At 52.6% G+C, this 21,857-nt stretch carries 19 protein-coding genes and 1 pseudogene; 6 read left to right on the top strand and 14 right to left on the bottom strand.

What is annotated here, in order from left to right; translation table 11 throughout:
- Positions 1–118: 118 nt before the first annotated feature.
- The 5 genes and pseudogenes from tatA to recG form a co-directional block, all read right to left on the bottom strand.
- A pseudogene (gene tatA, locus CWE14_RS14900) lies at positions 119–245 on the bottom strand (twin-arginine translocase TatA/TatE family subunit); the annotation flags it as partial.
- A 3-nt stretch (positions 246–248) separates the two neighbouring features.
- Positions 249–1,910 carry a ubiquinone biosynthesis regulatory protein kinase UbiB gene (ubiB, locus tag CWE14_RS10350; RefSeq protein ID WP_126789598.1) on the bottom strand — a complete coding sequence of 554 codons (1,662 nt, stop codon included), beginning with the start codon at positions 1,908–1,910 and terminating at the stop codon, positions 249–251.
- On the bottom strand, positions 1,910–2,497 hold the full coding sequence (locus CWE14_RS10345) for a ubiquinone biosynthesis accessory factor UbiJ (protein ID WP_126799311.1): 588 nt from the start codon (positions 2,495–2,497) through the stop codon (positions 1,910–1,912). The genes ubiB and CWE14_RS10345 overlap by 1 nt, the downstream gene beginning before the upstream one ends.
- Positions 2,497–3,252: a bifunctional demethylmenaquinone methyltransferase/2-methoxy-6-polyprenyl-1,4-benzoquinol methylase UbiE gene (ubiE, locus tag CWE14_RS10340; protein WP_126799310.1), complete on the bottom strand. Its 756-nt coding sequence runs from the start codon at positions 3,250–3,252 to the stop codon at positions 2,497–2,499. Before ubiE ends, CWE14_RS10345 begins: the two co-directional genes overlap by 1 nt.
- Before the next feature lie 59 nt (positions 3,253–3,311).
- Positions 3,312–5,396: an ATP-dependent DNA helicase RecG gene (recG, locus tag CWE14_RS10335; RefSeq protein ID WP_198676575.1), complete on the bottom strand. Its 2,085-nt coding sequence runs from the start codon at positions 5,394–5,396 to the stop codon at positions 3,312–3,314.
- 132 nt (positions 5,397–5,528) lie between these two features.
- On the opposite strand from recG, the gene CWE14_RS10330 reads away from it, so the two are divergent.
- Complete coding sequence (locus CWE14_RS10330) at positions 5,529–6,041, top strand: hypothetical protein (RefSeq protein WP_126799309.1); 513 nt, start codon at positions 5,529–5,531, stop codon at positions 6,039–6,041.
- Between the two features lie 4 nt (positions 6,042–6,045).
- Here CWE14_RS10330 and CWE14_RS10325 read toward each other — a convergent pair whose 3' ends face one another.
- Complete coding sequence (locus CWE14_RS10325; protein ID WP_126789594.1) at positions 6,046–7,575, bottom strand: bifunctional GNAT family N-acetyltransferase/carbon-nitrogen hydrolase family protein; 1,530 nt, start codon at positions 7,573–7,575, stop codon at positions 6,046–6,048.
- Positions 7,576–7,698: 123 nt separating this feature from the next.
- On the opposite strand from CWE14_RS10325, the gene CWE14_RS10320 reads away from it, so the two are divergent.
- A complete protein-coding gene (locus CWE14_RS10320; protein WP_126799308.1) occupies positions 7,699–9,033 on the top strand; it encodes a Na+/H+ antiporter NhaC family protein in 1,335 nt (444 codons plus the stop codon).
- A gap of 95 nt (positions 9,034–9,128) precedes the next feature.
- Here the strand turns inward: CWE14_RS10320 and CWE14_RS10315 are convergent, their stop codons facing one another.
- The 4 genes from CWE14_RS10315 to gmk form a co-directional block, all read right to left on the bottom strand.
- Positions 9,129–9,521, bottom strand: coding sequence for a RidA family protein (locus tag CWE14_RS10315; protein ID WP_126799307.1), 393 nt, complete (start codon positions 9,519–9,521; stop codon positions 9,129–9,131).
- Positions 9,522–9,524: 3 nt separating this feature from the next.
- Positions 9,525–11,642, bottom strand: coding sequence for a bifunctional GTP diphosphokinase/guanosine-3',5'-bis pyrophosphate 3'-pyrophosphohydrolase (spoT, locus tag CWE14_RS10310; protein WP_126799306.1), 2,118 nt, complete (start codon positions 11,640–11,642; stop codon positions 9,525–9,527).
- Between the two features lie 186 nt (positions 11,643–11,828).
- On the bottom strand, positions 11,829–12,110 hold the full coding sequence (rpoZ, locus tag CWE14_RS10305; protein ID WP_126789590.1) for a DNA-directed RNA polymerase subunit omega: 282 nt from the start codon (positions 12,108–12,110) through the stop codon (positions 11,829–11,831).
- A gap of 74 nt (positions 12,111–12,184) precedes the next feature.
- On the bottom strand, positions 12,185–12,814 hold the full coding sequence (gene gmk / locus CWE14_RS10300) for a guanylate kinase (RefSeq protein WP_126789589.1): 630 nt from the start codon (positions 12,812–12,814) through the stop codon (positions 12,185–12,187).
- Between the two features lie 146 nt (positions 12,815–12,960).
- Here gmk and CWE14_RS10295 point away from each other — a divergent pair, with 146 nt between their 5' ends.
- Both CWE14_RS10295 and CWE14_RS10290 read left to right on the top strand, forming a co-directional pair.
- Positions 12,961–13,557, top strand: a complete 597-nt coding sequence (locus tag CWE14_RS10295; protein WP_126799305.1) for a LemA family protein — start codon at positions 12,961–12,963, stop codon at positions 13,555–13,557.
- A 13-nt stretch (positions 13,558–13,570) separates the two neighbouring features.
- On the top strand, positions 13,571–15,451 hold the full coding sequence (locus CWE14_RS10290) for a M48 family metallopeptidase (protein ID WP_126799304.1): 1,881 nt from the start codon (positions 13,571–13,573) through the stop codon (positions 15,449–15,451).
- Here the strand turns inward: CWE14_RS10290 and CWE14_RS10285 are convergent.
- On the bottom strand, positions 15,423–16,406 hold the full coding sequence (locus CWE14_RS10285; RefSeq protein WP_126799303.1) for an alpha/beta fold hydrolase: 984 nt from the start codon (positions 16,404–16,406) through the stop codon (positions 15,423–15,425). The genes CWE14_RS10290 and CWE14_RS10285 overlap by 29 nt on opposite strands.
- 102 nt (positions 16,407–16,508) lie before the next feature.
- On the opposite strand from CWE14_RS10285, the gene CWE14_RS10280 reads away from it, so the two are divergent.
- Both CWE14_RS10280 and CWE14_RS10275 read left to right on the top strand, forming a co-directional pair.
- Positions 16,509–17,264, top strand: a complete 756-nt coding sequence (locus CWE14_RS10280) for a ferredoxin--NADP reductase (RefSeq protein WP_126799302.1) — start codon at positions 16,509–16,511, stop codon at positions 17,262–17,264.
- Between the two features lie 135 nt (positions 17,265–17,399).
- A complete protein-coding gene (locus tag CWE14_RS10275) occupies positions 17,400–18,257 on the top strand; it encodes an ABC transporter substrate-binding protein (protein ID WP_126799301.1) in 858 nt (285 codons plus the stop codon).
- A 9-nt stretch (positions 18,258–18,266) separates the two neighbouring features.
- Here the strand turns inward: CWE14_RS10275 and CWE14_RS10270 are convergent, their stop codons facing one another.
- The 3 genes from CWE14_RS10270 to CWE14_RS10260 all read right to left on the bottom strand — a co-directional run bounded on the left by CWE14_RS10270 (position 18,267) and on the right by CWE14_RS10260 (position 21,810).
- Positions 18,267–19,214, bottom strand: coding sequence for an ATP-grasp domain-containing protein (locus CWE14_RS10270; protein ID WP_126799300.1), 948 nt, complete (start codon positions 19,212–19,214; stop codon positions 18,267–18,269).
- Positions 19,215–19,271: 57 nt separating this feature from the next.
- Positions 19,272–20,159, bottom strand: a complete 888-nt coding sequence (locus CWE14_RS10265; RefSeq protein ID WP_126799299.1) for a patatin-like phospholipase family protein — start codon at positions 20,157–20,159, stop codon at positions 19,272–19,274.
- A 79-nt stretch (positions 20,160–20,238) separates the two neighbouring features.
- Entirely contained in the window at positions 20,239–21,810 is a 1,572-nt protein-coding gene (locus tag CWE14_RS10260; protein ID WP_126799298.1) for a methyl-accepting chemotaxis protein, read from the bottom strand.
- Positions 21,811–21,857 lie beyond the last annotated feature (47 nt).

Raw genomic sequence — 21,857 nt, 5'->3', positions numbered from 1 at the left:
TTGTTGTTTTCACTGTCCTTAGCATCATCTACCCCGTCGCCCGGAGTGCGAAATTCAGCATCCTGTTTATGTTCAACAGAGTCACCTTCTTTCTCATCTTTTTCTTTGTCGCTATTCAGCTCTTTTTTAAAGCCGCGCATGGCCGAGCCGAGGTCTCCGCCAAGGCCGCGCAATTTCTTGCTGCCAAATAACAAAACAATAATCACAAGGACAATTAATAATTGCCAGATCCCAATGCCACCCATGCCTTACCTCGTTTCTTTCATAAAGTGTTTAGGTCGGTCGCGCCAGGCTTTTATCCAGCCGTATGCCGAGACCACACCCGTTAAAGCTGCCCACCAGGGCTCGTCCAACATTAACCCTAACCCCAGTGTCGCAATGGCCAGGGTGCTGGCCATAAAGGCCCAGATACGACTTTCCGCCGCCTCTTGCTGCTGGCGCAAGATTTCTTCCATATAGGACTGTGACAACTTAATCGACGATTGCGCCTGAAGCAGCGTATCATGCAACAAGGTTGGCATTTCCGGCAGCTTTTCCGCCCAGTAAGGCGCATTTGCTTTGACCGAGCGCAAGACTGCGCGCCAGCCGATCTGATCATGCATCCAATGTTCCAGATAAGGCTTCGCCGTTTTCCATAAATCCAAGTCCGGATACAGATTTCGCCCCAGCCCTTCTACATACAATAAGGTTTTCTGCAGCAGCACGAGTTGCGGCTGCACTTCCATCTCAAAGCGACGGGCAGTATTAAACAAATTCAGCAACACCCCGCCAAACGAAATTTCTTTCAGCGGCTTCTCGAAAATCGGCTCACATACGGTGCGGATCGCGGATTCAAAGTCTTCTATATTAATGTAGGACGGAACCCATCCGGAATCGACGTGAAGCTCGGCGACTTTGCGGTAATCGCGATTGAAAAAGGCGATAAAGTTTTCAGCCAGGTAGCGTTTATCTTCACGATTAAGGGTACCAACAATACCGAAATCAATTGCCAGGTAACGCGGGTCATTCGGGTTACTGGGATCGACAAAGATATTGCCGGGGTGCATATCGGCGTGAAAGAAACTATCGCGGAAGACCTGGGTAAAGAAAACTTCGACCCCGCGCTCAGCCAGTAATTTTAAGTCGACACCCAGCTCGCGCAGGGTTTCGACGTCGCCAATCGGTACCCCAGCTATGCGCTCCATGACCATGACATTATGGCGCGTATAATCACTGTAGACTTCAGGAATATAAAGTACCTCTGAGTCCGCAAAATTTCGCTTAAGCTGGATAGCGTTAGCCGCTTCGCGCAGCAGATCCAGCTCATCCAGCAAGGTTTTGCGATACTCGCGGATCACTTCCTTCGGCTTCAACCGACGACCATCGGGCAGGTAACGAGCGGCCAGCGCCGCGACCGATTCCATCAACTCAAGATCGGCGCGAATGGTGTGTTCAATATCGGGGCGGATGACCTTGATCACTACGTCCTTCAACTGACCATTTTTAAGCCGTAACGTGGCCTCGTGAACCTGAGCGATAGAAGCCGATGCGAGAGGTTTTTGCACAAAATCGACAAACACCTGATCGACACTTTGCACCTCTAAGGCGCGTTCAATAATTGCCTGAGCGTCGGCCCCTGGAAACGGCGGCACTTTGTCTTGCAGCATCGCCAGTTGGGTAATGATCTCAGGGGGTAGCAAGTCGCGACGGGTACTCAGCATCTGGCCGACTTTTACGAACACAGGGCCGAGCTCCTCGAGCGCCAGCCGCAAGCGTTCGCCCAGCGCCTTTTCTTTGTGTCTATTGCGTAACCAGAAACAGGTACGCCGCGCCAGCCGCATATACCAAGGCTGCCAGCGTCGTGGAATCATATCGTCTACACCGTACTGGAGCAGGGTTCGGATTATTCTGTAAAAACGCATGCTTCGCACTATGAACCACCAGCTTCGAGGTTACGGATCCGTTGTTCAAGGGCAGTCACCTCATCACAAAAGATGGCGTATTCAACCTGCCCCAGAGTAATCTTCTTTTCTTCACTCAGGGTTTCACCAAGCCACTGTTGCCACTGGCTCAGATCAGGCTTCAGGCTTGTTAGTTTGGCCATTCCCTGTGCCAGCCAAAACCCAGGTACATCGCCTAGCCGCTCGGCAAAGGCCTCTTCCCAGTCAATATTAAGCCCCAGAATAACCTGGCTCGCATGCTGGGCAAAAATAGGGTCGCCTTGCAGGCTCAATGTTCCATTCTGCAGCGCTGCCGTTACTTTACTGGCATCGGTCAGTGTTCGCAGAACCGGAAAACTGGTTTGAACCTCGCCGTCAATCGCATCGTAATCACTCCCCATAAACAGCACACGATCTTCGCAAAACGTCAGTGTCAGCGGCCAGGGTAGTTCAGCAAGTTGCAAACGAAACGCTTTGCCGCGCACCGGCTTGAGCCTGCTGGCACTATCAGGATCTGCCGCCAGCGCGGTATTTAGCACCCGCTCAGCGATACTATTTAGCAACGCTTGGGCTGGCATTAAAACTTGAATCCCCGATGCAAAGCGACAATACCACCGGTCATATTCTGATACGTGACCTGCTCAAAACCGGCGTCTTCCATCATCTGCTTTAAGGTGTCCTGGTTCGGGTGCATGCGAATCGACTCGGCAAGATACTGGTAACTTTCCTTATCGTTGGCAATCAGGCCACCCATCTGTGGCAACACATTAAATGAGTAGAAGTCGTACAAACTATTCAAAACATCATGCTCGGGTTTGGAGAATTCCAGCACTAGTAAGCGTCCGCCGGGCTTTAACACTCGAAGCATGGAACGCAGCGCTTTGTCTTTATCGGTGACGTTGCGCAGGCCGAAGGCAATGGTAATGGCATCAAAATGATCGTCCGGGAACGGCAGTTCTTCAGCATTGGCCTGGACGTATTCGACGTTGCCAACAATTCCCATATCTCGCAATTTGTCACGGCCAACTTTGAGCATGGAATCATTGATATCAGCCAGCACAACCTGGCCCTGCGGGCCAACAATACGCGAAAATTTAGCCGTCAGGTCGCCGGTACCACCGGCCAGGTCAAGAATACGCTGACCTTTGCGTACGCCACTGGCGTCAAGGGTCTGGCGCTTCCACAAACGATGAATACCAAAGCTCATCACATCATTCATGACATCGTATTTGGCGGCTACGGAGTCGAAAACACCGGCGACCAGGCTCTTTTTCTGCGCCTTATCAACGGTCTTATAGCCAAAATGAGTTGTTTCCTGAGAATTGTCTTTCATTGCCTGTAGCTCACTGTTCGCATGCAAGGCCCATAGTGTACCAGTTAGTGCCAAAAAGACTACACTTGAGCGTAACGTTCACCCTTAGGTAGCCAGCGTTTCATCAGTTTTTCACTCAGTTCAGGGTAGTGTGCGACCATGCCCTGTGCCAGTTGCTGAATTTTCGGGATCAGTGCCTGGTCACGAACCAAATCAGCCACTTTCATCTGGGTTAAACCCGTCTGCCGTGCACCGAGTAACTCTCCCGGCCCGCGCAACTCCAGATCACGTTCCGCAATCACAAAACCGTCATTGCTTTCACGCAACACCGCGAGGCGCTGGTTGGCCTGCTGGCTGAGCGGCGTTTTATACAGCAACACACAATGGGAAGCGGCCTGACCACGACCGACCCGGCCACGCAGCTGATGCAACTGAGCGAGTCCCAACCGTTCGGGATTCTCAATAATCATTAAACTCGCATTAGGCACGTCAACACCGACCTCGATCACAGTGGTTGCCACCAACAGATCCAGTTCACCGGCTTTAAAGTGTTGCATGACGGTTTCTTTGTCAGCTGCTTTCATCCGCCCGTGAACCAGGCCGATGCGTAACTCAGGCAGGGCTTCCGCAAGCTGCGCTGCGGTGTCTTCTGCGGCCTGGCATTGCAGGGCTTCCGACTCTTCAATCAAGGTGCAGACCCAGTATGCCTGCCGCCCTTCTTCACGACATGCTGTATACACCCGCTCAATAATTTGATCGCGTCGAGTGTCGGGAATCGCAACCGTGGTAATCGGAGTTCGCCCCGGTGGTAATTCATCAATGACCGAGGTCGCCAAATCCGCATACGCGGTCATTGCCAGGGTTCGTGGAATCGGGGTCGCTGTCATCACTAACTGATGCGGATGAGTCCCCTGGCTTTCGCCTTTTTCGCGTAATGCCAGCCGTTGATGCACACCAAAACGATGCTGCTCATCAATAATTACCAATGCCAGATTGTGAAAGTCTACCGTCGCCTGAAACAGCGCATGCGTGCCGACGATAAACTGGATCTTACCGCTGGCTAACGCATCCAGGGTGGCTTGCCGCGCTTTGCCTTTGCTTTTGCCCGCTAACCAACCTACCTCGATCCCCAGCGCTTCAAACCAGAGGCGGAAATTCAAAGCGTGTTGCTCAGCCAGGATCTCGGTGGGCGCCATCAAAGCGACCTGATAGCCGGCTTCAATCACTGGCAACGCAGCCAACGCCGCAACCAGTGTTTTACCCGAGCCGACATCCCCCTGAACCAACCGCATCATGGGAAACCCGAGCGCCATATCTGCACTGATTTCAGCGGCAACGCGCTGTTGTGCAGCCGTTGGACTAAATGGAAGCCGTTGCAGAAAGGCATCTCGTAACTGTGTCGTCGGTTCAATCGGAACCGAGCGCACCTTCTGAGCCTGCGCCCGTGCAATCAACATGCTGACGTGGTGGGCTAATAACTCTTCCATCGCCAGACGCCGCTGGGCAGGGTGTACGCCTTCGAGCAATGCTTGTTGGTCGGCGTCCGTCGGCGGGTTGTGCAACACCCGAATGGCATCATGCAGCGGCATTTCATCCGCGGCTAAGGACCTGGGCAGCAGCTCCGGTACCGAACTGTCATTGAGATAGCTAAGCGCCTGTTCACAAATGGAGCGAATGGTTTGCTGATACACCCCTTCTGTAGTCGGATAAATCGGGGTCAGCGTTTCTGCTAACTCAACCGGGCCATCCGCAATCGCTTTGTATTCCGGATGAATAATCTCGGGTCCTGTTGGCCCGGGCCGAACCTCACCATAAATGTGCAACTGCATGCCCGTCTGCAAGGCCTTTTGTTGCGCCGCGCTGAACTGAAAAAAACGTAAGGTCAGATTACCACTGCCGTCAGACACTCGGCACAACAGGGCTCGCCGCCGCCCGTAGTGAACCCGGGTATCGACCACATTGGCCAGCAAGGTGGCAAATTCTCCCGTCCGTACACCTGCGACCGGGGTAATTCGGGTGCGGTCCTGGTAACGATTCGGCAAATGAAACAGCGCATCCAACACCGAATGCAAATTCAGCTTTTCCAGCTTCACCGCCATTTTCGGCCCCACCCCCTTAAGGGTGGTCAAGGGTATCTGGCCCAGGGTTGAAGTTTCAGTCGCCACGCTCGCTCCGGTTTGTTAACAAATTCGTATCACTTTGAGATAACTCAGTATATCCTGATTAAAAAGAGGACTGCCAGTTGCGGCTGCAAAAGCAACGCGCTATGGTGAGCAAGTCTTATTGAAGGGTGATTTATGCGCGGTTTGTTTTACCGTCACCGCCGGTGGCAAAAACTGAACGTTTTCATGTTCTGTATCTCAATTTTGTTCGCAATGTTCTACCATGGCGTTGTTAACACCATCGCGGTCAATATCGGTAATGCCGATCTGGCGCGGGTGGAAGCATTAATTGCCGACTCAAGAATTTTTGCCTTGTTCAGTGAACCCGTTTACTGGCAGGCGCAATTCAGTGGTTTCATTGCTGTCTTTCAAAATGTTTCGTTGTGGCTGGATATTCTTTGGCTTCCGGTTTCCATCGCCCTCATTTTATTGGTCGAAGGATTGGGAACATTAATGAACCGCCCTCGCTGGCAGCTAAGCGTGTTGTTGCTCATTGCTGGTGGCCTTTTAGCCTGGGCACTGCCACTGGTCTATGACGTAAGCCGAACTCCACAGAACCTGACTGACCCGGCCTTGGTCGGTCTTTATTTTTCCCTTGCCGGAGCATGGGTATGTGGCGCCCGCTTGCGCGGCCACCACAGTCATTAGTCATTCAGAAGTTGAATTTGCGACTAACGTCATAAAGGTCAGTGCGGCGGTCTTTAAGATTGGTCACTGACCCTTCATGATGCAGGTAGCGCAGCTCGTCCAGATTTAAGTCTGAGAACATCAGCATCTCAGTATTGGGCGTAGTTTCTGACATCACGGCATCATGTGGAAAGGCAAAGTCTGACGGCGAAAATACGCTGGACTGAGCGTACTGCACGTCGAGGCTCTCGACTTGCGGCAGGTTGCCGACCGAGCCGCAAATAACCACATAACATTCATTTTCGACCGCCCGGGCCTGAGCGCAATGGCGCACCCGCAAATACGCATTGCGGGTGTCGGTCCAGAAAGGTACAAACAGAATTTCCAGCCCTTCGTCCGCCATCAAACGTCCCAGTTCGGGAAATTCCACATCGTAACAAATGAGTATGCCGACACGGCCTGCATCAGTCTGAAAAACCTGCACCTTATCACCGCCCTCAATCACCCAGTCGCTCTTCTCATGCGGGGTTATATGCAATTTACGCTGCTCATCCACCGAACCATCACGGCGACACAGGTACGACACGTTATACAGCGAATCACCTTCCTGCAGTGGCATTGAGCCGGTAATAATGTTGATGTTGTAACTTACCGCCATCTGCGACATTTCGCGTTTGAAAAGGTCGGTGTAGCCAGCCAGAAAGCGGATCGCTTCCATCTGCTGACTCTGGTCGGTAAGGCCCATCAAAGGCGCATTGAAGAACTCAGGGAAGAGGGCAAAGTCACTCTTATAGCTGGACAATGCATCAACGAAGTACTCAACCTGCTGCAGCATTTGCTCAACCGACTCTACCGAGCGCATCTGCCATTGCACTGCGCCTACCCGGACATTACGCGAACGTGCCGTGATAAAGGTCTCAGACGGCTCGTAAAGAAAGTTATTCCATTCCAGCAGGGTCGCGTAGCCTTTCGACTTTTTGTCTTCAGGCAGATACTTACCTAACAGCCGCTTGACGCTGAAGTCATTGGCCAACTGGAAGGTCAGGATAGGATCGTAGATTTCACGACGATGTACCTTCTCCAGATACTGGCTCGCTGTGAGTTCGTTGGCGTATTTGTGATAGTTAACAATCCGCCCACCGGCCAGAATAGCTTTCAGGTTGTGCTGCATACAGAGTTCTTTGCGTGCATCGTACAAGCGGCGACCCAATCGGTAACCACGATAATCAGGATGGATCAGCACATCCAGTCCATACAGCGCGTCACCATCTTTTTCATTAAGAATGGTTTCTTTTTTACCCAGCAGGTCGTCATAACGGTGCGGATTGCTAAAACGGTCGTAGGTCACCTTGACCGTCAGCGCGACGCCGACAATTTTACCGCCGTCTTCGAGGCAAATCTGACCTTCCGGAAATTCTTTCATCAGTTTACGAATAGTGTGCTCTTCCCAAGCTCCACCGATATCGTCGTAAACTACGTCCATCAGGCCTTTCAGCTGTGGGTAATCTTCATCGCGCAAATTGCGCATCTGCAAATGCAGTTCATCTGGGCTCATGCAACAACCTATTCATTATTTACCATGCCTGTATTGTACTACCAATTGCCAATTTTGGGTTGCTTGTGTAAAGCAAATGATTATACACTTCTGGACGTCTAAACATCTGATAAAGGGTATTTTATGTCTGAAGTCCGCGCCAATCCGGTCGCTCTGTTACCGCTCGCCGTGTTTCTCGCGCTTTTTCTCGGCACCGGTATTTACTACCACCAGCAGGGCGTCGACATGGCGTTCTATCAGCTGGCGGCACCGGTGGCGATTCTTCCAGCCATCATTCTCGCTGTGGCGCTAAGCAAAGAAAGCCTTAACCAGCGGATTGCCACCTTTATTGAAGGGGTCGGCCACAACAACATCATTACCATGTGCCTGATTTACCTTCTCGCAGGGGCCTTTTCGACCGTAGCGGCGGCAACAGGCGGTGTTGATGCCGTAGTAGCACTAGGCCTGAGTATCATTCCACCCGCATTTATTTTGCCCGGTATTTTTGTTATCGCAGCAGTCGTTTCCACCGCTATGGGCACCTCGATGGGTACTCTGGCCGCCTTAACACCGGTGGCCCTTGGTCTCTCTCAGGCGGCTGGCATCAACCCAGCGTTAATGGCTGGGGTGCTGGTCAGTGGCGCGATGTTTGGCGACAACCTTTCCTTTATTTCTGACACTACCATCGCCTCGACCCGAACCCAGGGCTGCGAAATGAAAGATAAGTTTAAGGCCAACCTGCGCATTGCCCTGCCTGCTGCCCTGGTGACTATTATCTGGTTGTCTTTCATCGATGTAGATAAAGCGCCGCTTGAGGTTCCCGAGGCAAAACTATGGCTGGCCATTCCGTACTTCGCGATTATTGCGCTGGCAGTGGCGGGATTAAACGTCTTTGTCGTGCTAACACTGGGGATTGTGATGGCCGCTGTGTTTGGCATGCTGGCAATTGATTATCAGCTGGTTACGCTGAGTCAGGATATTTATGCCGGTTTCGAGAGTATGCAGGAGATCTTCCTGTTATCGCTGTTTATCGGCGGTCTTTCAGCACTTATTCGCCAACAGGGTGGCCTCGCCTTTCTCGCTAAGGCTGTGGTTTCAGTGACCAGTCGTTTGAGCCAAAAGCCATCGAAAGCCGCTGGTTATGGTATCGCGGGCCTTACTGCTTTGACCAATCTCGCGGTGGCGAATAATACCGTCACCATTTTACTGTCCGGGGAAGTAAGTAAAAAGCTCGCTGAAGAGGGCCAACTGGCGCCTAAGCAAAGTGCCAGCTTTCTTGATATCTTCGCCTGCGTGGTTCAGGGCGTTTTGCCCTATGGTGCCCAGGCGCTGCTGCTGGGTGCCAGCTTCGGTATCTCGCCGCTAGCGGTAAGCATGAATACATTTTATTGCTTTATTCTGGCCGTCGTCGCGCTGGCCTATATCACCTTCTTCAAGCCGCTCATGCGCGAACCCGCCACCAGCGCCAGCCCCGTCTGACATTCAACATTCAAGCGCGGGGCTTGAATGTTGAATCGGAAAAATCGATTCAATGATCAAGCCCCGCGCTGGTTTGTTCGCGCTGGTTTGTTGAATTAGTTGGTGGAGGGGATTTCCATAATGCCGTCGATTTCAATCTGGGCGCCTTTCGGCAGCGCGCGCACGCCAATCGCCGCTCGTGCCGGGTATGGCGTATCGAAGAATTCCGCCATGACCTCGTTTACGGTAGCAAACTGGCTTAAGTCAGGCAGGTAAATCTGGACCTTCACCATATCCTGCAACTTGCCGCCAGCGGCTTCACAGACCGCACTCAGATTCTGAAACACCTGCACCGCCTGTTGACGAAAATCGTCACTGACTAATTCCATGCTGCTCGGAACCAATGGGATCTGGCCGGACAAATACACGGTAGTGCCGATCTTTACTGCTTGCGAATAGGTACCAATAGCCGCCGGCGCTTTGTCGGTGGCAACAATCACTTTAGACATGAATTACTTCCTTAAACGAGAGACCCGTTGCACATGGGGCATCTTGCGAATGCTACGCATCACGGCCGCCAGATGCTTACGATCATTAATACTCAGTGCAACATCAATATAGTAAATACCGGAATCAATTTCCTCGGTTTTCAAACCGTGAATATTGCAGCCCGTTTTCGCAATGTTAGACGTTAACCGCGCCAGGGCGCCCTGATGGTTGACCATTTCAACCCGCAATTCAGAGACAAACTGAGCATCCGGTCTGTTATCCCACTGCACCGGGAAGTACTTACCCGGTTCCTCTTCATGCCCGCGCACATTCTTACACTCGCGGCGGTGGATCACGAGGCCGCGGCCCGGACTGACGTGGGCGATAATGTCGTCGCCTGGAATAGGCCGACAACATTTAGCGAAACTAACCAATAGCCCATCAGCACCTTTAATAGCAAGACTGCGACTACTGCTATTGTCGTCTGCCGTATCGTCACGCAAGCCTTCCGAGTCACCCACCAGGCGCCGGGCTACTGCTACACTCATCAAGTTACCAAGCCCAATGTCACGGATAAGTAGCTCTTTACTATCGCGCTTCATCTCTTTGGCAACCCGCTCGTACTCCTGGTCGCTAATATCATCGAAATTAACTGCGCCCAACGCCGCTCGCAACAGACGTTCGCCAAGCAGGCGGGCATCATCCGCTTCCTGGCTTTTCAGCACCTGGCGAATTTTCGCCCGCGCTTTACCGGTTACCACAAAATTCAGCCACGCAATATTAGGCCGCGACCCTGGGGCAGTGCGAATTTCCACTGTCTGCCCCGTTTCCAACGGCTTACTCAGCGAGTAGGCTTTGTGATTAACCCGGGCACCAATGCAGGTATTACCAACGTCAGTGTGTACAGCGTAGGCAAAATCGACCGCTGTCGCTCCTTGCGGTAACTCAACAATGCGCCCATCCGGGGCAAACACATAGATCTCTTCGGGAAACAGCTCAGACTTCACATTTTCAATAAATTCGAAGGAGTTACCCGCACTTTGCTGCAATTCAAGTAGACTTTGCATCCATTTTTGTGCGCGGACCTGGGCTGTGGTACCACTTTCATCGGAGTTTTTATAAAACCAGTGGGCCGCAACGCCGCGGTCCGCCATCAGATCCATTTCTTCGGTGCGCACCTGGATTTCCACCGGCACCCCATGAGGCCCTTTCAACGACGTGTGCAACGACTGATAGCCATTGGACTTGGGAATCGCTATGTAATCTTTAAACCGGGTTTCAATCGGCTTATACAAATTATGCACGGCACCAATCACCCGGTAGCAGGTATCGACTGAGTCAACCACCACCCGGAAGGCATAAATGTCCATCACCTGATCAAAGTTCAGCTCTTTATTGCGCATTTTGCGGTAAATACTGTGCAGATGCTTTTCGCGCCCATAAACCCGGGCGTCAATGCCGATCTCTTCGAGCCGGGTAATAATTTCTTTGCGTACCCGTGCAAGCAACTCTTTGCGGTTACCGCGGGCCTTTTTCACTTCACTTTCTAAAAAGCGTGCCCGCATTGGGTACATGGCTTTAAAACCCAGGGTTTCCAGTTCATTTTTGATGTTATGGATACCCAGGCGATGTGCCAAAGGTGCAAAAATATCGAGGGTTTCACGGGCAATACGTCGCCGCTTGTCAGGCCGTAAGTGGCTGATAGTACGCATGTTGTGAGTGCGGTCGGCAAGCTTGATCAGGATCACCCGGATATCCTGGGTCATCGCCATGATCATCTTGCGGTAATTCTCGGTCTGCAGTTCTTCTTTCGAGGAAAACTTGAGTTTATCGAGCTTCGACACGCCCTCGACCAGTTCGGCCACAGTGGCGCCAAATAACTCAGCCAGATCTTCTTTCGACAGTGGGGTGTCTTCAATCACGTCGTGAAGCAACGCCGCCATCAGCGTTTCATGGTCCAGCCGCATATCCGCGAGGATCCCTGCCACCGCCACCGGGTGGGTGATGTAGGGTTCTCCACTTTGCCGCTTCTGATCACCGTGCGCATCGAAAGATACTTTAAAGGCCTCATAGATACGGTCTACCTGCTCTGGTGGCAAGTATGCTGAAACCTGATTTTTAAGTCCTTCAAATAAATACACGGCCCACGCCTCTTTTTTACAGCTAGTACTACAGTGATGATTACATCAACAGAAGCGAATCTTTGCGCTTTTTCTCAGAATACGAGGAATCCTTGCAAATGCCAATGCTTTCCTACGCTAGCCGGGCACAAACAAAAAACGCCCGCTGAAGCCAGCAGGCGCTTTTAACTACTTACTGCGGAAAGGTTATTCCTGGTTTTGTGGGTTGCGTAATGCGGCAACCGCTGCCATTTCTGCCTCATCGCTTTCGTACCGAGCTACCTGCTCTTCTTTTTCAAGACGAGCTGCATCAATCAGGCCCGCTTCAATTTCACGCAAAGCAATAACGGTGGCTTTTTCATTGTGCGTCTCAACCAGTGGCGCTTTGCCCTGATTAGCTATCTGACGTGCGCGGCGTGCTGCGACCAGCACCAGATCAAACCGGTTGCCAATACGATCTACAGCGTCTTCTACAGTAACCCGTGCCATCTCAACACTCCACAGTTAGGTTATTCTTAAAAAAGGGCGCTTATTGTACTGAAAATAATCGATTCCGCCAAGGCCTATTCTGCAAGCAAATCCTGCAGAATTTCGCGATAGCGAATTTGCTGCTTGGAACGACGTAGGCGCTGGCTCAAAACAATGTGCTCAAGCTGGTCAACAGAGTCATCAAACACTTCGTTGACAATGATATAGCCAAACTCACCATAATGGGCCATTTCATGCTGCGCTTTGGCCATCCGTCGGGCGATGACTTCGTCACTGTCCTGACCGCGGATGCGTAAGCGGCGTTCAAGCTCAGCGTTTGAGGGCGGCAAAATAAATACCGTGTGCACGCCAGGGTATGCTGCCTTTACCTGACGGGCACCCTGCCAGTCGATATCCAGAAACACATCCACGCCACTGGCCAGGGTATCCTCGATAACATGCCGCGAGGTGCCATAATAATGGTCGAATACTTTGGCATGCTCATAGAAATTACCAGCGTCGACCTGCTGCAAGAAGGTTTCTTCATCAACAAAGAAGTAATGTTCGCCGTCTTTCTCGCCAGGCCTTGGTTTACGCGTGGTAGTACTGACCGAGACCTGCATTGACCCCTTCCGGTGACGCCTAAGCAAGGCGTCGATCATGCTCGATTTACCTGCTCCACTGGGAGCGGCAATCACAAATAAGTTACCACTTACTTTACTCATACGGGGGTCCACAACTTTGCTGGCTAAAAAGTTGCAACATAAAGTACATCGAAACCAGCAAAAACTCCACTATTCGGATATGCTGGATGCCATAAAACTGCTATTTTCTCAGTAGTAGTATTTCGTTCACTTAAAAAGGTACCGCCATGTCTATTGCAGCCTGGGTTCTCATCGCCATTGCCGTCATCCTGGTATTTTGGCTCGTTCGGATATACAACCAGTTAGTCTCGTTAAAGAACCGCTTCAAAAATGCATTTGCGCAGATTGAAGTTCAGCTTAAACGACGTCACGACCTGATCCCCAATCTGGTTGAAACGGCCAAAGGCTACCTAAGCCATGAACGGGGCACGCTGGAAGCGGTCACCGAGGCACGTAATCAGGCCACCTCTGCATTACAACAAGCATCCGAAGCACCGGGTGACAAAGCCGCGATGGGCGCCCTGAGTGGCGCTGAAGGCCAGTTAACCAGTGCCTTAGGCCGGTTGAATGTAGTGATGGAAGCCTACCCGGATCTGAAAGCCAGCCAAAACATGCAGCAACTCAGCGAAGAACTGACCAGTACCGAAAACCGGGTCGCGTTCTCACGCCAGGCATACAATGACGCCGTCATGACCTACAACACCTATCGTCAGTCATTTCCACAGGTTGCCATTGCTGGCGTCGTTGGCCATGGCGAAGATGCGAGCCTGCTGGAATTTGAAGACAGCGAGCAAATTCAGCAAGCACCTAAGGTGTCGTTCTAAAACAGGCTAACTCATGAGTGCTATGAATTTTTTTCATCATCAGGATGTCGCCCGACGCAATACCCGACTTTTAGGCATTTTATTTACCCTCGCTGTGGTGTTGCTAGTCAGTCTGGTTGCGGTGCTGGTGTCTTACTTTCTGGGCGGTATTCAATACCAGGAAACAGCCGCCTACACGCAGACTGGCGCAGACTGGTATCTGGCATGGGATGTCATTATTGCCTCCGCGGGCGTCGCTTTATCGGCGATTGGTTTTGCGGTGCTATACAAATGGATGGTATTACGGCCCGGCGGAAAAGTAGTCGCAGAGCAATTGGGCGGACGCCGGTTAAGCCCTGATAGCCGCGACCCGCTTGAGCGCAAAGTGCTCAATGTGGTGGAAGAAATGGCCATCGCGGCCAATATGCCGGTGCCTCCGGTGTACCTGCTCGACCAGGAGCCAGCTATTAATGCCTTCGCTGCCGGTTACAGTCCCCGCGATGCGGTGATTGGGATTACCCGGGGCTGCGCAGAAAAGCTGTCCCGGGCTCAGTTACAGGGCGTGATAGCGCACGAAATTGCGCATATTCTGAATGGCGATATGCGCCTGAATATTCGTATCATTGCGATCCTCAACGGTATTTTGTTTATTTCTCATGCTGGCTATCTGTTGTTGCGCTTTGGTGCCCTTGGCGGTCGCCGCAGCGATGGCAAAAATGCTGCGTTACCTCTACTGGGCCTGGGTTTACTGATACTAGGTGGGATCGGCGTCCTGTTTGGCAATGTGATTAAAGCCGCAGTAAGCCGCCAACGCGAATACCTGGCTGATGCGTCAGCGGCTCAGTTCACCCGCGAACCAGAAGCGCTCGCTGGTGCGCTACAACAGATCGGCGTAGCACAAAAGCGTGGTTCAGGTAGCAAAGTAGAAAGCCCGAATGCGGATGAAGCCAGCCACCTGTTTTTCAGTCAGGCTGTGGGTAAATTTATGTCAGTGATGGCCACTCACCCGCCACTGGGTGACCGCATAAAAAGGCTTATGCCACAGTGGGACGGCAACTACCAGGCGAATGCGGAAGCGCGTCCGGATATACCAGCGAAAGAATCGGATCAGAAAGCAACCTCGCAGGCGTTTGTCGAACGCCTTACCGCGATGGCGGTTGCCTTCGACCTGCCGGAGGATGTGGTTGCCGACGCCCGCGATCCGGAGCACGCCAAAGCACTGGTCTTGACGTTACTGCTCAGTGAGGATGAAGCAACCCGTACTCAGCAGTTAGCGCTGTTAAATGAACGGGTCTCGGACGTGCTTTACGACGACGTGGTGGCCCACATCGACAGCATTAAAGCGCAGCCGATGGAGCAACAACTACCAATGACCGAGCTACTCATGCCGGCATTGAAAATGATGGACAGCCGCAGTGCAGATCGCTTCTTACAAACCATGCAGGCGGTTATTGACGTTGATGCCAAAGTCAGCCTCTACGAGTGGTGCCTCTATCAGGTGGTCTGGCGCTATCTGAAAGGAGAACATGCACGCAACGAACTGAACGTCCGCGGCTACAAACGCCGTCGCCAGCATGATGCCAAATTAACCTTATCGGTGCTGGCCCACTATGGGCATCAAGACGATCAAGCAAGTGCTAAAGCATTTCGCCAGGGGGCTGACCTGTTCGCAGCCGATCTCGACAGTTACCCCGCCGATATGCTTAATTTCAGCGACTTAAGCGATTCGTTAACCCGTATTGACCAATGGCAGGCGCTGGAAAAAGAACGCCTGGTAAATGCCTGGGTTGCCTGTGCCCAGGCGGATGGGACTATTAATCCGGTCGAGCAAAAATTGCTGTTTACCTTGTGCGCCTGCATCGGTGAGCCGCTACCAGAGCTGCCTGCTATTCAGTCACCACAGGCTCCGGCTTAATCAACGCAGTTAAAGCCGCCAACACCTGGTTGGCGGTTCGCTGCGGATCTTCCTGCATAAAACAATGACCGCCCTCAAGCCAATGCAAGGTGACCCGATCCGTCATGCTTTGCCAGCGCTGCAGTGAGCCGCGGACAAAGGGGTATGTTTGCAGCCCAGCCCACACCTCCGTGGGCACTGCCAGTCGTTTGCCGATGTAAGGCCAAAGCCCTCGCGCGTAGGAACTAAAAATTTCAGCTTCCCGGCCAGGCGAGCATTTAAGTTGCCACTGTCCGTCCGCGCCTTCATGCATGGCGTGTTTAACGTAGGCACGCAACGCATCATCCTGCCAACCTTTAAACATACCGCGCTGATGCAGTCCTGCGTAGGCGGTCGCTTCATCCGGCCATACACTGCGCCGTTTACGCGCACGTTTTGCGTACGGGTTGAGCTGGTAAAGGTGCAATCCGCTAAGCACTCTCATCGGCAATAGCATACGCCGTGGAAAAAGGATCGGGTCGAGCAGGATCAAACGGTCAAATAAGTGCGGCTGAAGCTGGCTCATCAATAGTGTCAGAATACCGCCAAAACTGTGACCCATACCAATCACAGGGACGGCCCCATAGGTCGGCTTTACTATTCGCTCTGCCACTTCAACCGCCAGCTCAGCACTTTCATTCCAGCCGATAAAACGGCCACCTTCATCACTATCGCCGTGGCCTTGGGCATCGTGCAGGAAAATATCGAAGTAAGGGTACAGCGCCTGCAGCAACGGCAAATAGGTCAGCCCGGAGTAACTATTACCATGAATGAAGTGCACCACCGGCAGGCCTCGCGGCCGGGTGCGCTGGCCGCGTAAAGTAAATCCGTACTGGCTCTGGAACTGCCAGGGTACCCAGTCAAGCAGTAACTGGTCGGCCAAATCCGCTGGCTGAGAATCGCCTTTTTCCTTACCCTGAGCCTCGTTGCTGCACATATTGCTACCTTTTGTCTGTTGTAAATCGGCGCCAGTAAAGGCCTAATATACGCCAATCATGAGAATAACAGCAAAAGCTGTCGTCCAACGTTGAGGAATTTGATGAGCACCTGGATGGAAACCACGGTTGAGAGTGTCAGGCACTGGCACTCCGGTTTACTAAGTTTGCGGATCAACAGCCCGCACTTTAGTTTTAAAGCGGGTCAGTTCGCCCGTATTGGCTTGCCTGGCAACGATGGTGAGCCGCTGGCGAGAGCCTACTCAATGGTCAGTGCGCCGGGCACAGAAACACTCGAATTCGTTATCGCCGTAGTCCCCGACGGCGACCTCTCGCCGCGGCTCGCTAAGCTTCAGGCCGGAGACCGGATCCTTCTTAACAGCCACCCCAGCGGCTTCTTTACGCTTGACCATGTCCCCGAAGGGGAGACCTTATGGTTACTGGCAACAGGCACAGGGATTGGTCCTTACCTATCGATCCTTAAAGGTGAACAGGTATGGCAGAATTTCCGCCGAATCCGTCTCGTTCATGGAGTCCGCAGCTCGGCTGACCTGTGCTACCGGGACTGGTTGCAGGCGCTGCAGCAAAAAAAACCGCAGCAGTTTTATTACCAGCCAGTGTTGAGCCGCGAGCACCATCAACATCAGCCGACCATGCTGCACGGGCGAATTCCCGCGTTAGTTGATTCAGGTGAACTGGAGCACGCCTGCAAAGCCGTCTTCAATTCACAGGCCCAGATTATGCTATGCGGTAATCCGGCGATGATTCAGGATGCGCGGACCGCGCTTAAAGCCAAGGGCCTGGAAAAGCACCTGCGCCGTAAGCCAGGCAATATTACGATGGAGCAGTACTGGGCTTAACATTGCAGCCAGCATTACAGGCGATCTGGAAATTGACACATGAAGTAACAAAATTTATCAAATTAAATACCATTTGATATAAACAAAACGGCTCATTTTATTGCATTTTAGTTAACTGGCTTTTACATTGAAGATATGAAACAGGTAAAAGCCGGATCATTCCTGCTGCTTGGTATGAGTCTGTTGCTTTCGGTTAGTCAGGCCGGCCAGCAACTGAGTCAGTCGCAGCAAAGTTATAGTCTTCACTGGGCGCTAAATACAGCGCCTCCGTTTCATATTGTCGAGGGTCCTTATCAGGGACAAGGGATCTGTGACAGTCTGATGCTTGCCGTCGAGGATGCCCTACCGGAACGCCGTATGTCGCGCATCGTCATGCCTCAAACCCGAATTGGGGTGCAATTCGAGCGTAATGTAAATCAATGCTTCCCCTGCATGATCCATCGCGCTAACAGCATGGCAGCACCGACCTGGTTTAGTGATCCTACACATACCTATCAACCCCACGGCATTATCACCCGACCAGAGACAGCCGCCCGACTACGCCAACTGTTCGGTGATCCCGTGGTGCTTGAAGAGTTACTGCAAAGTAATGACTATCGGCTTGGCCACCCCGCCGGCCGTCGCTACGGCGAGCTGCAAAACTTACTCGATATGCATGAAGGGCAGAGCAGTTATCGGGTGATCCGTACCGGTGAAAACGCCACTACGGCTGTATTGGAAATGATTCTGGCGGGTCGGGTCGACTACACCATCGATTACCAGGGTTTGTTAGCCTACCATCAGCGAACCAGCGGCGATCCGCTGGAGTTTATTGAAATTGCAGAAACCAGTGGCGAGCATGTCATTGGTGCCATTGGTTGCACCAATAATGCCTGGGGCCGGGCCCTTATTAACGAGATAAATCAGCAACTGACGGATATCCGGCGCGACCCCCGCTTTATGGAGAGCCTGCGCCTGTGGTCTGAAAGCAGTGTCCAGATCCCGTTTCTCTAACCTGTTTTCCTAACGGGCCAGCGCAATCAGGTAGTCTGCAACCGCTCCCATGCCTGTTACCCGACCACCTGCGGCCGCTTCTGCCGATTGGTTATAGTTGGTGTTGGTATTCACGTCGTACGCATACACGTCGCCATACTTGTCTTCGATAAGCTCGATACCGGCAATATCGACACCGCTATTACGCATAAAGGTTTCGAGCTGACCAATAATAGAATGCCCATGATAACGTTCACTAATCACAAATTTGGCGGGTGCTGCAGCGGATTCACCCACCGGGCAAGCGGCGTCATCAATTGCACAGATATCGGCCGGGCAGAGTTCAAAGCCACCGGTGGTATCCACCTGAACAGCATACACAAAACGTTGGCCGACAAACTCGCAACGAGTAATAAAAGGGGCCGCGCTTTGGATAAAGGCCTGCAGTAACCAGATGCCGTCCAGTGGTTCATGGTAATCAGGCCCTTCAACAAACTGTTGCAGCGCACTGAGATCATCAAATTTGATCACCCCAAGGCCTTTCCCACCACGGTTTGGCTTAAGTATCACTGGCCATTGGGCAAAGTCTTCCGCGGCTTTTGTGATCACGGAACGCCCCACCACAGCTCGAGTCTTCGGTGTCCGGATGCCGGCTTTCTGCAACGCCGCATATTGCGAAAGCTTGCAGGTTTCCAGGTACAGTGCACGAGTGCCATTCACGACCTGCACCTGCGAATCACCGGCATGTTCAAGCCAGGTTAACGCCATCCGCGTTAACTCGGGAGCAAAGCGATGTCCGCGGGTGTGCGAGGACGCGCTCATTCGGTTGTAATACACCCCTGGTTGCGGGTTTTTCTCAAACGCAACATAGTCCTCGTTAAGAAACCATTCCTGAACTTCAACCCCACGCTGAGCAAACTCAGCGCGCAACGGTACTAGCCACTCTTCGTTCTCGTGCAATATAAAAATTGGTTTCATTAGGTCCTCGTTGTGACTGGATGACGGGTGATGAGTCTCTGGCGGCACGTATACAACTTATACATTAGCTGGCTGCAGTGCATCCTGCGCAAGCCTACCACTGCGTCGCTGACTAATAAATGCTTCAGCCGCTTTAACCCCTTGTTCATAGCCAGTTTGTAGTTTGCTGATATCACGGGTGAAACGGGCAACGGGAAACTGTTCCGGCGGGTACAGCTGATGAACCTGGCAGTCCGCCGGCGGTTGCTGCATGAACGCCAGAGCCTGATGGTATTTTCGCTCACAACGCAGGGCCGCACCCAGTAGCCGTGGATGCTGTGACAGCAGTGGCTTTAGCATCCCCGGAAAGCGCAGCTGTTCAGTGCGGAACGACTCGGGTACCGAGCGGATAACGGTAATCTCGCGTGCACCCTGCTTGTATGCATAACGGACCGGAATGGAGTCTCCCAGGCCCCCGTCGGACATGGGTTCACCCGCCACCGGGGGGTGATCACGGAACACCACTGGCATGGCGCAGGAGGCGGGGAAGACTTCATCCACATTGGCCGCATCGACTTTGTGGTACAACGGATGCCCCGTACGTACGGATGTAGTCACCACCCACAACGGAATATTGCGCTCGACATAGACATCTACATCCAGACTCAGTTCCTGCCGCGAGCGCTGCCACAGCCAGCTGACATCACACAAATGGCCGCCGCGGGCATAGCGCGTGAAGCTCATAAAGTCGGGGCGACGGGCATGGTCAGTGAGAATTTTATAGCTCCGTCCATGGTCGCCAGTCAGATACGCAATGCCTGTTGTAGAACCAGCCGAAACGCCAATGACGAAGTCAAACGGATAGTAATCCTGCTCGATAAAGGCATCGAGGACGCCGGCGGCAAAGATGCCGCGCATGGCGCCCCCTTCTATAATTAAAGCTCGTTGCGGCTTGCTCGCATGCATAAAGCGTCCCTCCCTGCCTACTAGTATTGTTGATACTGGGAGTTATGCAAAAACGATCAGTGGTAACGTTTTGGTAAAGCTAGCCTTTCTGTAAAAAGCGCTGGATCAGCGCACGCAACTCATGCACCGTATTCTGTAACTGGGCACTAGCATCGGCGGTTCCCTGTGCATTACTCCGTGCTTCTTCCGCACCATCCGCCATATCCGTAACTTGCTGCGAAATATGCTCGGCAACATTGCTTTGCTCTTCGACCGCCGCCGACATCTGCAATGTGGTATCACTAATCGCAGACACCACCGCATCGATTTCGCGCAATGCCTGCTCCGTTTCGGCAACCATCTCAACCCCACGCTTGGCCGAGCTCTCACCATGCTCTGAAACTTCCACAGCATTGTCAGCCCGAGCACGTAAGGTACCGATAATGGTATGAATGCGGTCCGTCGATTCGCGGGTTTTACCTGCAAGCGCTCTTACTTCATCCGCCACCACACTAAAGCCCCGACCATGCTCACCAGCACGCGCGGCTTCAATCGCCGCATTCAGTGCCAATAGGTTGGTTTGATCCGCTATTTGAGTAATTAGATCAGCCGCCTGGCCAATTTCCTGGGTCGATTTTGAGACCTCATTGACCGTACTAACAATACTTTTTACTGCGTCATGCAGTTCGTTAATTGCCTGCATCGCAGCTTTCGCCCGGTCTGTACTTTGTTTAACGTACTCTGCAGCTGATTTGGCTTTTTCCGAATTCGCTTCGACATTGTCAGCGACTTCTTCTATGGACGCCGACATCTGATGAATCGCGGATGCAGCCTGCTGTGTGCTTTGATTCTGATTGTCGGTCAGGCGACTACTGGTGGCCGCCTGTTCTTTGGTGCTACTGACGACTTCAGCCAGCGACTCGGAAGCATCCGCGATTCGGGTCAACCCGGTGCTCGCGCGGGCCGCTTCGCTGCGGGTCATCATTTCAACCTGAGCCTTACTGCCGCCATCTTTTGAATAGGTATTGGCCACCAGCGCTTCAGTGAAGGCTTCGGGGCGTAACTTGAGCAAATCCTGATAGTCCTTTTCACTGCGCCAGGCCTGGGCAAGCAGAATCACCGCCGTTAAGGCCAGTAACGTCAGCGCCATTGAAGCCCCGCCGAACGGCCATGCCAACAAAGCGGCTGCGACACCAGGCAACCACACCGGGCTAAATACCTCTGCGTAGTAACGCGCATACTGACGCCAGCTAAACGGTTTCTTGCCAGCCCGCAAGCGACAATATACTTTCTCCGCCCGTTGCTTTTGCTCCTCGGTCGCGTTGACCCGCACCGATTCATAGCCGACCATCTCTGCTCCCTCAAACACTGGGGTCACGTAGGCACTAACCCAGTAATGGTCGCCGTCTTTGCGCCGGTTTTTTACCAGGCCCATCCACGGCCGGCCTCGCTGCAGGGTCTTCCACATATTTTCATACACACCAGGCGGCATGTCCGGATGACGGACCAGATTATGCGGTGCCCCCATTAACTCGTCCCTGCTAAAGCCACTAACGTGCTGGAAATCTTTATTAAAAAAACGGATCCGGCCTTTCAAATCGGTCGATGAGATAAGACGTGCGGAAGGGTCAAACTTAAATTCGCGGCCAGTGACGGGGAGGTTGTTGCGCATGTCGGGCATATCCTTATTTGCTGCGGTGCTACCTGCTAGTAGGTATT

Origin of the sequence: Aliidiomarina soli (assembly GCF_003986975.1) — a bacterium.
Lineage (GTDB): Bacteria > Pseudomonadota > Gammaproteobacteria > Enterobacterales > Alteromonadaceae > Aliidiomarina > Aliidiomarina soli.
The sequence above is the reverse complement of the archived record's forward strand: the minus strand, read 5'-3'. Positions and strand labels throughout refer to the sequence as shown.